Genomic DNA, 13,407 nt, shown 5'->3' on the forward strand with positions numbered 1-13,407 from the left:
CGGCGTTCCATACGAAGCGCCGGCCGGGGCATTGGGGCCCGCACCGGTCTGGACAGCACCGGATCAGGCCCCCTGCATGGGTCGGCCGCACCGGACGCTCTTTCAGTCCGCCTCCGCGGACGCCGTCGCATGATCCGTATATCTACCCGAAGCCCATCCGGGCGGTCAAACCGGATTGCGTCATCGGCGCGTCGTAAATTGGTGGGGTGCATTGGCTTGGCCCGCTTGCGGGGAGAAGGTCGCGGCAGCGGGATGAGGGGCGACCGGAGCGACAGCCGGGCATTCTTGCACCAGATCGTCCTCCATTTGCATTTGCGCACGGCGTCTGACACAAGACGGATCAAACGCTGCCATTCCCTTTGAGCCTTCCGTGACCGACCTCGCCTTCCATCTCCTGCTCTTTCTGTTTGCGGCTGCTTTCATCGCCGGTTTCATCGATTCGATCGCCGGCGGCGGCGGCATGGTCACCATTCCGGCCATGCTGATCGCAGGCATTCCGCCGCTGGAAACGCTCGGCACCAACAAGCTGCAATCCCTCTTCGGATCGGGGTCGGCGAGCCTCGCCTATGCGCGGCATGGGCATGTGAGCCTGAAGGAGCAATTGCCGATGGCCCTGATGTCGGCGCTGGGTTCCGTCTTCGGCGCCCTCCTCGCGACAATTGTTCCCGCCGACGCGCTCAAAGGTGTGCTGCCGTTCCTCCTGATCGCGATTGCCATTTACTTCGGCCTGAAGCCGAACGTTGGCGATATCGAGAGGCACCGCCGCATATCGGCGTTCCTCTTCACGCTCACCTTCGTGCCGCTGATCGGCCTCTATGACGGCGTCTTCGGGCCCGGCACCGGCTCCTTCTTCATGCTCGGTTTCGTCTCGCTCGCGGGCTACGGTATCCTGAAGGCCACGGCGCACACGAAGTTGCTGAACTTCGGCTCCAATCTCGGCGCCTTTGTCGTCTTCGTCCTCAACGGCGTGGTGCTCTGGAAGGTCGGACTGGTGATGGGTGTCGGCCAGTTCGTCGGTGCGCAAGTCGGCTCGCGCTATGCCATGGCCAAAGGCGCGAAGATCATCAAGCCGCTGCTCGTTATCGTCTCGATTGCACTGGCAATCCGCCTGCTGGCGGACCCGGCGCATCCGCTGAGGGTCTGGTGGGGGATTTGATCATCAGCCTCGCCCCACGGCCCCCACGACTGTAAGCCTGGGGGGCCGTCTCGGTAATATGCCCGCCCTCGCCCGTCAGAACTCGACGCCCTTCTGCGCCTTGATGCCGGAGCGGAAGGGATGTTTGACCAGTTCCATCTCGGTCACGAGATCGGCGGCCTCGATCAGGTCTTCCTTGGCATTGCGGCCGGTCAGGACCACATGGGTCATGTGCGGCTTTTCCTCTTTCAGGAACCGGATCACCTCGGCGACGTCGATGTAGTCGTAGCGAAGCGCGATGTTGATCTCGTCGAGCAGCACCATGGAATTGCGCTCGTCGCGGATCAGTTCCTTGGCCTTTTCCCAGGCTTTCTCCGCCATGGCCACGTCGCGGGCGCGATCCTGCGTTTCCCAGGTGAAGCCTTCGCCGAGCGTGTAGAACTGGCAGAGGTCGCCGAAATGCTTCTCGATCAGGTCGCGCTCGCCCGTCTGCATGGCACCCTTGATGAACTGCACCACGGCGCAGGGCATGCCATGGGCGATATGGCGGAAGATCATGCCGAAGCCGGCGGTCGACTTGCCCTTGCCCTTGCCGGTATGGACGATGACAAGACCCTTTTCGTCCGTCTTCGTCGCCATGATTTTCTCGCGCGCAGTCTTCTTCTTCGCCATCTTGACGGCGTGGCGGGCATCGTCCTTCTCCGCCGTCGGCTCGTTGACCGTCTCTTCGCTCATCGTCTCACTCCCTGTTGTTTCCGGCCTTGCCGGTGCGCGCGGCAAGGCCGCTCAGTTCAAATCGTGCCGAATTGGAGCGCGGGCTCCATAGCCCCCGCTCGACCGCCTCCAAGAGCCGCTCCGCCAGTTCGGCGAGAGCGGCCGGGTTCTTGTCCCGCAGGAACTCGAGCACTTTCTCGTCGGCGATATAGGCCAGGTAGGCGGCCTCGAAATGATGGTCGCGCACCGCCCCGGTCGTCGCGGCGAAGGCGAACATGTAGTCGACCGTCGCGGCGATCTCGAAGGCACCCTTGTAGCCGTGGCGCATCACGCCGTCGATCCATTTCGGATTGACGACACGGGCGCGCACCACCCGCCCGATCTCCTCTTCCAGCGAGCGGATCACCGGCTTTTCCGGCCGCGAATGATCGTTGTGGTAGATCGCCGGACGCGCGCCGCTCAAATGCTCGGCCGCCGCGCTCATGCCCCCTTCGAACTGGTAATAGTCGTCGCTGTCGAGCAGGTCGTGCTCGCGATTGTCCTGGTTCTGGACGACGGCCTCGATCGAGCGCAGGCGTTGCTCGAAAATGCTCCGCTCCGCCTTGCCATCCTCGCCGGCGCCATAGGCATAGCCGCCCCAGGTCAGATAGGCCTCGGCAAGATCGCCGCGCTTTTCCCAGCCCTTCTCGTCGATCAGCGCCTGCAGGCCCGCTCCGTAAGCACCGGGTTTCGCGCCGAAGACGCGATAGGACGCCCGCCGCGCCGCCTCCTTGGCATCGATGCCCTCCCCTTCGAGACGCCGGGCCTCCGCGCGCATGCGGGCGGCGATCATATTGTCGGCATCGTCCTCGTCGAGCGCGCCGATGGCGCGGATCGCCTTGTCGAAAAGTGCGATCTGATCCGGAAAGGCGTCGCGGAAGAAGCCGGAAATGCGCAGGGTAACATCGACGCGAGGACGGCCGAGCACGGCAAGCGGCACGATTTCGTAGCCGGTCACCCGGCGCGAGGCCATGTCCCAGAGGGGCTTGGCGCCGATCAGCGCCAGCGCCTGGGCGATGTCGTCGCCGCCGGTGCGCATGTTGGAAGTGCCCCAGGCGGTGAGCCCGAAGGAGGTCGGCCATTCGCCGTGGTCCTGCAGGTAGCGACGGATGAGCAGTTCGGCCGATTTCTTACCGAGCTCATAGGCCGCCGGTGTCGGCACGGCGCGGCTGTCGACGGAATAGAAGTTACGGCCGGTCGGCAGCACGTCGGGGCGCCCGCGCGTCGGAGCGCCGGATGGGCCAGGCGGAACGAAGCGGCCGTCGAGGCCGGTGAGCAGGCCCTTGATCTCGGCTGCACCGGAGCTTTCGATCGAGGGCTTCAGCCGAAGTTCGACCTCGTTGAGCACGGCCCGCGTGTTGGTCCAGTCCTCCGGGCAGGCGATTTCGCCGGAGACGAGCTTCGCCGCAAGCAGTTCGATGCGCTCGACCGTGTCGCCGGCGGTGCGCCAGGGAGCGTCCGAGAGGGTGGCGAGTAGGTCGGGCTTGGGGCCGGGCCATGGAGTGGAGTGGATGCAGTCGAGGGGGTCGAAGGGTTGAGGCGGGAGCGGGGAGATGGCCGATAGGCCATAGGGGGTAACTTCAGCACCACGCCCCAATCCCGCATCCACCGCAATCGCCCGCTGCAGGCTCTGGTCCCCGCCCTCGCTTAAGCCCCGCGGCACACGCGCAAGCGCAACGGTAAGGTCGGTCAGCAGCCGTCCTTGAGGCGCCACGCCGAAAATATGGAGCCCGTCGCGGATCTGCATCTCCTTGAGATCGCAGAGATAGGCGTCAAGCTTCTCCAGCGCCGCCTCGTCGCTGTCGCCCCTGTCGATGCCGGCGTCGTGGTCGAGGCCGATGTCGCGCACGAGGTCGAGGATCTGGCGGCTGAGCAGACGCAGGCGGCGCGGATCGCCGCCTGCCGCCTCGTAATACTCGTCGACCAGCGCCTCCAGATCCTTGAGCGGCCCGTAGGATTCCGCCCGCGTCAAAGGCGGGGTCAGGTGGTCGATGATGACGGCACTCGTTCGGCGCTTGGCCTGCGTGCCCTCGCCCGGATCGTTGACGATGAAGGGATAGAGGTGCGGCGTCGGCCCGAAGATTGCCTCGGGATAGCAGGCCTCGGAGAGCGCCAGCGCCTTTCCGGGCAGCCATTCGAGATTGCCGTGCTTGCCCATGTGAATGATCGCATCGGCACCGAAGACCTGGCGCAGATAGGCGTAGAAGGCGATGTAGCCATGCGGCGGCACGAGGTCCGGCGCATGATAGGTCTCCTTCGGATCGATATTGTAGCCGCGCGCCGGCTGGATGCCGACCAGGACATCGCCGAAACGGGCGAGCGGAAGCGCAAAGGCATCATCGAGGAAGAAAGGATCGGCCTCGGGCGCCCCCCAGCGCTCCGTCACCTCCTCTTGAATCTTTCTCGGAAGAGACGCGAAGAAGTCCCTGTATCGATTCAGGGAAATGCTCTCGCGGATCTCCCGGTCGCGGCTCGCGGCATTGGTCGGCCCGGCCATCAGGAAGCGCATCAGCGCGTCGCCGTCGTCGGGCACTTGGCCGGCCGGATAGCCCTCCGCCGCCATCGCCCTCAGCACCTCGACCGTGCCCGCCGGCGTGTCGAGGCCGACGCCGTTGCCGAGGCGGCCGTCGCGGTTCGGGTAATTGGCCATGACGACGGCGATCCGGCGCGCATCGGTCTCGGTCCGTCTGAGCTTCGCCCAATTGGCGGCGAGACGGGCGGAAAATTGCACGCGGTCGTCAAGCGGCTCGTGACCGACGATATTGGCTTCGACCAGCGGGTCGTAAACCGAGGCCGCCTTGAAAGAGACGGCGCGGGAAAGGATGCGCCCGTCCACTTCCGGCAAGGCGACATTCATGCCGAGATCGCGCGCCATCAGCCCCTGCGGCGAGGCTTCCCAGGCCGCGCGCGACGAACCCGAGAAAATCACCTGCAAGACCGGCGCCCCCGTCGATTCGAGCACTGTCGGCCGGCGATCGGCACCGGGCGCCGAGACTGCAAAGCCCGTGGCATTCATCACCACGTCAGGAGCAGCCTCGGCAAAGATCGCCTCGAGCGTGCCGATAGAGACCGCGTCCTTGAGGCTGGAGACGAAGACCGGCAAGGCCCGCATGCCTTCCGCAGCCAGTGCCTCGATCATCGCTTCGACAGGCTTGGTCTCGCCGCTCTGGACGAGGGCGCGGTAGAAGCAGATGGCAATGGTGGGCGGGCTATCCGTCTGCGGAACGGTACCCCCGCCGAAACCAACCTGCCGCATCCATTCCCCTACCCCGATCACCCCTGCCCCCGGCCACCAGATGCCGGCCTTGAGCAAGGGCCGCGCCGGTTCCGGCCTCTCTCCGCCATCGATCAACGCCTCGGCATAGTCGAGGAAAAGGCGCGCATTGTCGGCACCGCCTTCGGTGAAATAGGCCCAGAGACGCTCACGGTCCTCAGCCGAAACGGTCGAAAAAGGCTCGAGGCCCGCATCGGGCTTGTCGTCGCCGGGCACCACGGCGATCTGGAACTTGTTCGCGATCGCCGCTGCGTGTAGCGCCTCCAGCACATAGCGGAAATAGCTGGCGCCGCCGAGCGGACGCACGACGATCAGCTTGGCATGCCGTGCCGTCCGCTCGACATAGGTGTCGACCGACATCGGATGCATCAGGTTCATCAGGCTGGCAATGCGCAGGCTCTTTGCGCCCGATCGCTGGCGATGGGCGGCGGCGATCGAGGCAATTTCCGTGTCGGCGGCCGAGAGGAACAGAATATCGGCCGGGCTCTGGCCGAGATCGATCGCTTCATTGCCGTCGGCAATCGTGCCTTTCTGGGCTAGGAGGAGGTGCATGGGACCTCCTCGTGAAAACACCCCTCCCCAATCCCTCCCCACCAGGGGGAAGGGCTGGGCGCCTGCGGCCCTCGCCTGCCCGCTTTCCGCCCCTCAGTCTGACTGAGCCGTTTTTTACGGAGGTGGAGGCGGCGCGGCAAGGTAAGCCCCTCCCCCTGGTGGGGAGGGGTTGGGGAGGGGCTCCTATTGGAGGGGTTCCTCTTGCAAGAGGAGGGGTATTTCGCGTTCAAACCCAAGACCATCTCACACGAGCGCCGCGATCGCCGCGCGTACCGCTGCTTCGTCCATGTCGTGCAGGCCGATGACGACGAGGCGCGTGCCGCGAGTTTCCCCGGGTGCCCAGGTGCGGTCGTAGTATTGATCGATGCGGCTGCCGACCGCCTGGATCAGGAGCCGCATCGGCTTGCCGGGCACATCGGCAAAACCCTTGAGACGCAGTATGTCGTGCTCGGCGATGACGCTCTTCAGCCGCTCGACGAATCCGGCCGGGTCCGTGATCGCACCGACTTCGACGACGAAGCTCTCGAACTCGTCGTGGTCGTGTTCCTCACCTGCCTCGTGCTCCATTTCGTGATGCGACTTGCGATTGGCGATCTCGTCCTCCGTGCCGACGCCGAGGCCGAGCAGGATGGCGGCGGCAACCTCGCCGTTCCGCGCCTCGATCATTGCCGGCCTGCGGCGGATGCGGGAGGCGACCTCCTCGCGCACGGCCTTCACCCCATCGACATCGATGAGGTCGGTCTTGTTGAGGACGATCAGGTCGGCGGCGGTCAGTTGGTCCTCGAAAAGTTCCTCGAGCGGGCTCTCATGGTCGAGATTGTCGTCATTGGCGCGCAGCGCATCGACCTTGTCGTGATCGTCGGCAAAGCGTCCGGCAGCGACCGCGGCGCTGTCCACGACGGTGACAACGCCATCGACCGTCACTTCGCTGCGAATGTCCGGCCAGTTGAAGGCGGCGACCAGCGGCTGCGGCAGCGCAAGACCCGACGTCTCGATGACGATATGGTCGGGGCGATTCTCGCGCTCGAGCAGCTTCGTCATGGTCGGGATGAAGTCGTCGGCGACGGTGCAGCAGATGCAGCCATTGGTGAGCTCGATGATGTCCTCCTCCGAGCAGGCCTCGGCGCCGCAGCCCTTCAAGACGTCGCCGTCGACCCCGAGATCGCCGAATTCGTTGATGATGAGCGCGATGCGCTTGCCGTCGGCATTCTGCAACAGGTTGCGGATCATCGTCGTCTTGCCGGCTCCGAGGAAGCCGGTAATGACGGTGGCCGGGATCTTGCCCTGCTGGGCCTTTGCGCGTGTCATGGTCAACCTTTCATTTTCAGCGGCAGTCCGGCCGCGACGAAATAGACTTCGGCGGATTTCTCCGCGACGATCTGGTGGAGCCGGCCCGCATGGTCTCGAAATTCGCGCGCCATGCGGTTTTCCGGGACGATGCCGAGGCCGACTTCATTGGAAACGAAAACAAGACGGGCCCGAGCGCCCGGCAGGAAGGCGGCGAGAGTCGCGAACTCCGCCGCCATGTCGCGCCCCTCCATCATCAGGTTCGTGACCCAAAGCGTCAGGCAGTCGACGAGGACGGCGTGCTCCGGCGCATCGATGTGGCTGAGCAGACCGACGAGGTCGAGCGGCTCCTCATGGGTCGTCCAGCCTTTGCCCTGCCGCGCCGCCTGGTGATGGACGATGCGGTCGCGCATCTCCTCGTCGAATGCGCGCCCGGTCGCGACATAATGCATCGACAGACCGCTGCCTTCGACGAGTCTTTCGGCAAAGCCGGACTTGCCGGAGCGGGCACCGCCGAGGACGAGCGTCGGGCCGACATTGGAGAGGGTCATGCGAAAAGCCTCAGTTCACGAATGACCAAGGCAGAAAGCAATGCGCTAGGCGCCCGCGGGTCGCGGGACGGAGAAATCTGAAAGCCACGACAACCTCCGTGCTGGCATCGGGGACAATTCTCCCCTCGGGCGGGATGCCCTGACGGATGGCAGGTCTCCTGGCTCACGGCTTCACGGGCCAAGGCATCACACGGAACAGCGCGACGATGCCTGGACCCGAACGGGTCCGCCTCACCTTCCCAGTGCTTACGGCTTCGTGAAAGGCGGACGATTCGTAGAAGAAGAGGCGTCCTGCCCGGCTGATCACGATGCCACACCAGTGGCTTTTCCGGCACGCCACCGCTCCCCGGTGAAACTGCCCATGCAGTCCATCGAAGAGAGGATGGGCATACCCGATAGCGGCCCCTGACCGTTCTACAGTCGCGGGGTCGGCTGCGATAAGGGCGCCCGGTGTGGGTCCGCCCCGCCGCATTCCCATTTACTCCCTCGCACCGGCCCGGCACGAGGGAACCATCCAATTCCCGTTAATTATGAAGCCCTGGCTGCGATGTCAATCGACGCCCTGCGACGCGTTGCCCGCGAATTGCGCCAGATGCCCTCCGTTCGTCCTCCAGGACGCACAAGGGGCGCTGCAACTTTTTGAATCTACGGGGTCGTGGCTACTCACAACAGGTGAGCAGACACTGCTTACCACCGCATGGTAAAAAGCACCGTCTGGAGCTGACCGCGGTGAAGGTGCAGCTCCCGTCTGCCGATCATGTCCGCGAACCTCAAGGAGGTTCGCGTCGGAGGGTGCGATGTCGTATCTGCGTCGTGCCGTAATTGTTGGGTTGAGTTTTGCGCTTGCTGGCTCCCCCCCGGCAGGCGCGGCCGAACCGGTAGGCCAAGCGGTCCGCATCAAGACCGAGGTCAGGGGCGCGGCCGGCCCGCTCGCCGTGCAGGACGCGGTGCACCGCGACGAGCGGATATCGACATCCAGGTCCGGCCTCGGCCAGTTCGTCTTCCGGGATGGCAGCAAGCTCGCGCTCGGCGCCGGCTCCTCCGTAGTCATCGACCGGTTCGTCTTCGACGACTCGAAAACCGTGCAGAATCTGACGATTGCGGCGGCGAAGGGAACGTTCCGCTGGATCAGCGGCAATTCCAGGCACTCCGCCTACCGGATCCTGACGCCGGCCGGAACGATCGGCGTTCGCGGCACCGTATTCGACTTCTATGTCGGCGGCGACGGCACGACGGCCGTCGTGCTGCTGTCGGGCGCGGCCGACTTTTGCGGCCGCGGCGGCTGCCGGCAACTGACGCGCCGCTGCGACTGCGTGATCGCAAAACCCAACGGCGCGATGTCGGACACCCGGCCGGTCAATCGCGGCACGCTCAGGGCGCTTGGCAACCCGCGGGCATTGCCGTTCCTGTCGGGCCAGCAACGGCTTTCGTCTGGCTGGAGCGGCAGCGGCTGCGGCCTTGCGGCTGCCCTTCAAATCCGGCCCGACAAGCTTCCGCCGCCGCGCGTCGACCAGGCGCCGATTACCCCGGAACCCGGGGAGCCTGTAAGGCCGCCCAAGCCGAAGCCGCACAAGCCGGACAGGCCTCATAAGCCCCATAAGCCTGACAAGCCTGACAAGCCTGGCAAACCGGACAGGCCGGACAGGCCTGATAGGCCTGATAGGCCCGACCGACCGGATAGGCCGGATCATCCGAACGGCCACTCTCGCCCGGACAGGCCCGACCGACCCGACAGACCGGATCGCCCAGACAGACCGGACAGGCCGGCCCGGTGGAAATGAGGGCGGAACTCACTCGCCTGCCCCTCCCCTTTCCGTCTCTTCGGCAGGAAAGTGGTCGGCGCGGCGCGGGATGCGGCGATAGAACTCCTCAAGTCCGGGTGCCAAGCCGCCGGCCTTGAGTTTCGCCATGCTCAGAATACGGCGCGTATCGGGCGAACGCACCTGCAGAGCCGCGATCAGCTGCCCATGAATGCGCTGCAGCTCGAAGAATTCCGGGGACGTGGCAAGCGCCTTGCCGCCGACCACGGCGAAAAGCCTCGTTCGCGTCGTCTTGCCCTTGAGAGGCAGAGCCCCGGCATCGAGCAGGGCGCAGCCACCGAGGGCCTTTGCCGTCGTTTCGGATACGAGAATGTCGAAGCCGATGTCCTTGCAGGCGCTTTCGATGCGGGCGGCGACATTCACGGCGTCGCCCACCGCCGAATAGTTGAAATGTATTTCCGCTCCCATATTGCCGACGCAGGCGAGTCCCGTATGGATGCCGACCCCGATCGCGACCTTGCGCTCGTCACCAAAGCCGAAGGCATCGGCCTCGTTGAGCCGGGCGAGCGTCTCGCGCATGGCCAGCGCCGCATGGACGGCCTTGCCGGGGTGCCCCGCTACGTCGACCGGCGCGTTCCAGAAGGCCATGATCGAATCGCCGATGAACTTGTCGAGCGTGCCCTCATTGTCGATCACGTGGTGGCTCAGCGCGTCGAGCAGCCTGTTGAGAAAGTGCACCACTTCCGTCGGCGCCAGGCGCTCGCTGATCTCGGTGAAATTGCGCACGTCGACGAACATCAGCGTGAGCTCCCGGTCGTCGCCGCCGAGGCGCAAGGCGTTTCGCGTGTGCTCGATCCGGTAGAGCAAAGAGGGAGACAGGTACTGCCCGAAGGCACGCCGGACGACGCGCCGCTCCCGGTCGCTCACCAGGAAGCGGTAGGCCGTTGCTGCGAAATGGATGATCGAACCGAAGACGATCGGCGCCAGCGGATCGAAGAGAAGCCCGCCATGGACGAAGGCGAGCCATGAGGCAACGAGCGCGAGCACGGTGATCAGCAGGCCGCAGGCCAGCGCCACGGCCGGGCTGACGAAGGTCGTGAGCAGGACGAGCAGGCTGCCTGCGACTGCAACCGACAGGATTTCGAGTCCGTCGGCCCAATCCGGGCGGGAGAGAAAGCGTCCGGATAGGATCTGCTCGACGGTCTGCGCGTGCAGCGACACGCCGGGAACATTATCTCCAAGAGCGGTTGCACGGATATCCAGCAAGCCGGCGGCCGAGGTGCCGACGAAGACGATGCTGCCTCCGATTGCAGCCCTCGCTTCCGTCGCGGCGCTGCCCGGAGCAAGGACCTCGGCGGCCGAGACATATCTCTCCGGCCGATCCGGGCTCACATAGAGCCAGAGCTCTCCGGCCGCCGTCACCGGTACGACGAAATCGCCGACCCTGATCAGCGTTATCGTGTCCGCCACATCCGTTGCCCCCGCGAGGAGATAGGTCGAGGCGCCTTGCGCGACCCGCAGAGCCTCAAGGGCGAGATTGGGATAGAGCTGCTCGCCGTCGCTCAAGAGCAACGGCACGGCGCGCACGACGGCGGAGGAACTTTCGGGATTGAGGCTGATATGGCCGACGCCGGCCGCATTCGTTTCGAGTTCCGGCCTGATCGGCGTTGCCGCGGCGAGCCTGGGCGGCGCATCGAAGGGGCTTTCGCCCGTGAAGGCAAAGCCCGCCTTTACCGGCGGTCGATAGTTTCCACTATTGGAAAGTCCGAAGCCAAGCACGACCGGCTTTCCCGCGATCGCCCGCGCAAACGTCTCGTCATTGTCCGGCAGGCGGGCGACGAGCGCCGGATCCAGGTCTCCGACGTCGCGCATGACGCTCCGAGGCGAAAGACGATCCGGTTCGGCGAAGAGAATATCGAAGGCAATGACGGCCGCGCCCATTTCGGTAAGCCGATCGACCAGATCCGCCATCCGGTCTCTCGGCCAGGGCCACTGGCCGAATTGCTCGAGCGACGCCTCGTCGATGTCGACGACGCGCACCGGGAGTACCTCGAAAGGCCGCGGCGCGAGGCGCTGATACTCGTCGAACGTGACTTCGCGGGCGAATTTCAGCAATGGCGGATCACTGGTCCGCAGCATTGTCAGTGCCGCGACGATTGCCAGGCCGAGAAGGACGCAAACGAGCTGCGCGCGTGTCATGGCTGCGGTCCGAGCTTTTCCTGCGGGTCCGCACCCCATGCGCCCCGGGGAAACCATCTGCCGCCGCTTGCGCCATGCTGCATCTAATGCGGCGGCGGCGCAATCATGAACAATCGTGGTAGGCGCGTAAGGACGACGGGCTCCGCGGTGGCTTCGCAGACTTGTTGGTGAAGGGCGTGCCTAGCCGAACAACTGATCGAGCCAGTCCCGATCGAGCACCGTATCGAGCTCTGCGGCGATATCGTCGAGTGCGCCATCGACCGATTGGCGGTAGCTCGCGCCCCCGCCCTCGATCCCGAAGCTCTGGAGCAGCGCGGCGCGATAGGCATCGCTGCCGAAAAGGCCGTGCAGATAGGTGCCCATCACCCTGCCGTCCGCCGACATCGCCCCGTCGGGGCGACCGTCGATCAAGACCGGTGCGCGGTCGCAATCCGGCCCCGTCGTCCTGCCGAGGTGGATCTCGTAGCCTTCGAGCGCCACGTCGTGCTGCAGCGACCGAGCGCGGCTGTTGCGCACGGTCTTTTCCGGTGCCATCTCGGTCTCGACTGCAAGCAGGCCGAGGCCGGCGATCTCACGCTCGCTGCCTTCAATGCCGAGCGGATCGGTGACGCGGCTGCCGAGCATCTGATAGCCTCCGCATATGCCGATCACCCTGCCCCCGCGCCGCACATGCCGCTCGAGGTCGCGGTCCCAGCCCTGGGCGCGGAAGTCCTTGAGGTCCGCGATGGTCGATTTCGAGCCCGGGATGACGACCAGCCCTGCATCCGCGGGAAGCGGTATACCCGGCCGGACGAAGACGAGGTCGACCTCCGGCTCGCCGGCCAATGGATCGAGATCATCGAAATTGGCGATCCGCGACAGCACCGGAACGGCGACCTTCAGCGCCTTTTCGCTGCCGCGCGCCAATCTCTCCAGCACGACGGAGTCCTCCGCCGGCAAACGTCCGGCGCTCTTCAGCCACGGCACCACGCCGAAGCAGGGCCAGCCGGTGAATCGCCCGATTGCCGCCACCCCGTCGTCGAAGAGCGAGACATCGCCGCGGAACTTGTTGATGAGATAGCCGGTAATCATCTGCCGGTCTTCCTCCGGCAGGATCGCATGCGTGCCGACGAGCGAGGCGATGACGCCGCCCCGGTCGATGTCGCCGACGAGAACGACCGGCACGCCGGCGCGGATCGCAAAGCCCATGTTGGCGATGTCGCCAGGGCGCAGGTTGATTTCAGCGGGCGACCCCGCCCCTTCGACCACGACGAGATCGGCGCCGGCGGAGACGAGCTCGAAGCTCTCCATCACCGCGCCGAGAAGCTTCGGCTTCAGCGCCTGATATTCCCGACCCTTGGCCTGGCCGGCGACCTTGCCCTGCAGGATGATCTGGCTGCCCACGTCCGATTGCGGCTTCAGGAGCACCGGGTTCATGTGCACCGATGACGGCACGCGGGCCGCGAGCGACTGCAGCCATTGCGCACGGCCGATCTCCCCGCCGTCATCGGAGACGGCGGCATTGTTCGACATGTTCTGTGGCTTGAAGGGCCTGACCTTGAGGCCGCGATTCGAGGCAAGCCGGCAGAGCCCGGCCACCAGTACCGATTTTCCGACATCCGAGCCGGTGCCCTGCAGCATGATCGTTCGCGTCATGCCTTCCCCGTATCATCCAAAGCTTCGGACGCAAAGAAACGGCAGCGGCTTTTTCCGGGCTGGCGGCGACAAAATGTGCAACGACGCCCCGCACGACTGAGCGGATTGGTCACCGGAGGCTGACGAAAGAATGGTCCGGCACGCAACACCTGATCCGGACCTGAGGCAGTTGCCCGCCGCAGGCAAACAATTAGCCTGACATCCTTACCGGATCGTTATTGAGAGCTTAAGCAAAGGTGAATTCCGCATTTTTGCTCGCCC

General features: G+C 65.2%; 8 protein-coding genes and 1 riboswitch. Of the genes, 2 read left to right on the plus strand and 6 right to left on the minus strand.

What is annotated here, in order from left to right; genetic code table 11:
• The first annotated feature begins 370 nt into the window (after window positions 1-370).
• Window positions 371-1,156: a TSUP family transporter gene (locus tag SJ05684_RS09250; RefSeq protein ID WP_034850640.1), complete on the plus strand. Its 786-nt coding sequence runs from the start codon at window positions 371-373 to the stop codon at window positions 1,154-1,156.
• A gap of 75 nt (window positions 1,157-1,231) precedes the next feature.
• On the opposite strand, the gene cobO is transcribed toward SJ05684_RS09250, so the two are convergent.
• From cobO to cobU, 4 genes are all read right to left on the minus strand, one after another.
• Window positions 1,232-1,870 carry a cob(I)yrinic acid a,c-diamide adenosyltransferase gene (cobO, locus tag SJ05684_RS09255; RefSeq protein ID WP_034850642.1) on the minus strand — a complete coding sequence of 213 codons (639 nt, stop codon included), beginning with the start codon at window positions 1,868-1,870 and terminating at the stop codon, window positions 1,232-1,234.
• Window positions 1,871-1,874: 4 nt separating this feature from the next.
• Window positions 1,875-5,714 carry a cobaltochelatase subunit CobN gene (cobN, locus tag SJ05684_RS09260; protein WP_034850644.1) on the minus strand — a complete coding sequence of 1,280 codons (3,840 nt, stop codon included), beginning with the start codon at window positions 5,712-5,714 and terminating at the stop codon, window positions 1,875-1,877.
• 243 nt (window positions 5,715-5,957) lie between these two features.
• Window positions 5,958-7,022, minus strand: coding sequence for a cobalamin biosynthesis protein CobW (gene cobW / locus SJ05684_RS09265; protein ID WP_034850645.1), 1,065 nt, complete (start codon window positions 7,020-7,022; stop codon window positions 5,958-5,960).
• Window positions 7,023-7,024: 2 nt separating this feature from the next.
• Window positions 7,025-7,552, minus strand: coding sequence for a bifunctional adenosylcobinamide kinase/adenosylcobinamide-phosphate guanylyltransferase (gene cobU / locus SJ05684_RS09270; RefSeq protein ID WP_034850646.1), 528 nt, complete (start codon window positions 7,550-7,552; stop codon window positions 7,025-7,027).
• A 131-nt stretch (window positions 7,553-7,683) separates the two neighbouring features.
• Window positions 7,684-8,082, minus strand: a riboswitch (cobalamin riboswitch).
• Window positions 8,083-8,349: 267 nt separating this feature from the next.
• Between cobU and SJ05684_RS09275 the strand changes: the two genes are divergently transcribed.
• Window positions 8,350-9,333: a FecR family protein gene (locus SJ05684_RS09275; RefSeq protein ID WP_095694243.1), complete on the plus strand. Its 984-nt coding sequence runs from the start codon at window positions 8,350-8,352 to the stop codon at window positions 9,331-9,333.
• A 9-nt stretch (window positions 9,334-9,342) separates the two neighbouring features.
• On the opposite strand, the gene SJ05684_RS09280 is transcribed toward SJ05684_RS09275, so the two are convergent.
• Both SJ05684_RS09280 and SJ05684_RS09285 read right to left on the minus strand, forming a co-directional pair.
• Window positions 9,343-11,511 carry a CHASE2 domain-containing protein gene (locus tag SJ05684_RS09280; RefSeq protein ID WP_034850652.1) on the minus strand — a complete coding sequence of 723 codons (2,169 nt, stop codon included), beginning with the start codon at window positions 11,509-11,511 and terminating at the stop codon, window positions 9,343-9,345.
• 180 nt (window positions 11,512-11,691) lie between these two features.
• The gene (locus SJ05684_RS09285; RefSeq protein ID WP_034850653.1) at window positions 11,692-13,146 is read right to left on the minus strand and encodes a cobyric acid synthase; all 1,455 of its coding nucleotides are present in this window, start codon (window positions 13,144-13,146) and stop codon (window positions 11,692-11,694) included.
• Window positions 13,147-13,407: the final 261 nt, after the last annotated feature.

The organism is Sinorhizobium sojae CCBAU 05684, assembly GCF_002288525.1.
In the GTDB taxonomy this organism is placed as follows: domain Bacteria; phylum Pseudomonadota; class Alphaproteobacteria; order Rhizobiales; family Rhizobiaceae; genus Sinorhizobium; species Sinorhizobium sojae.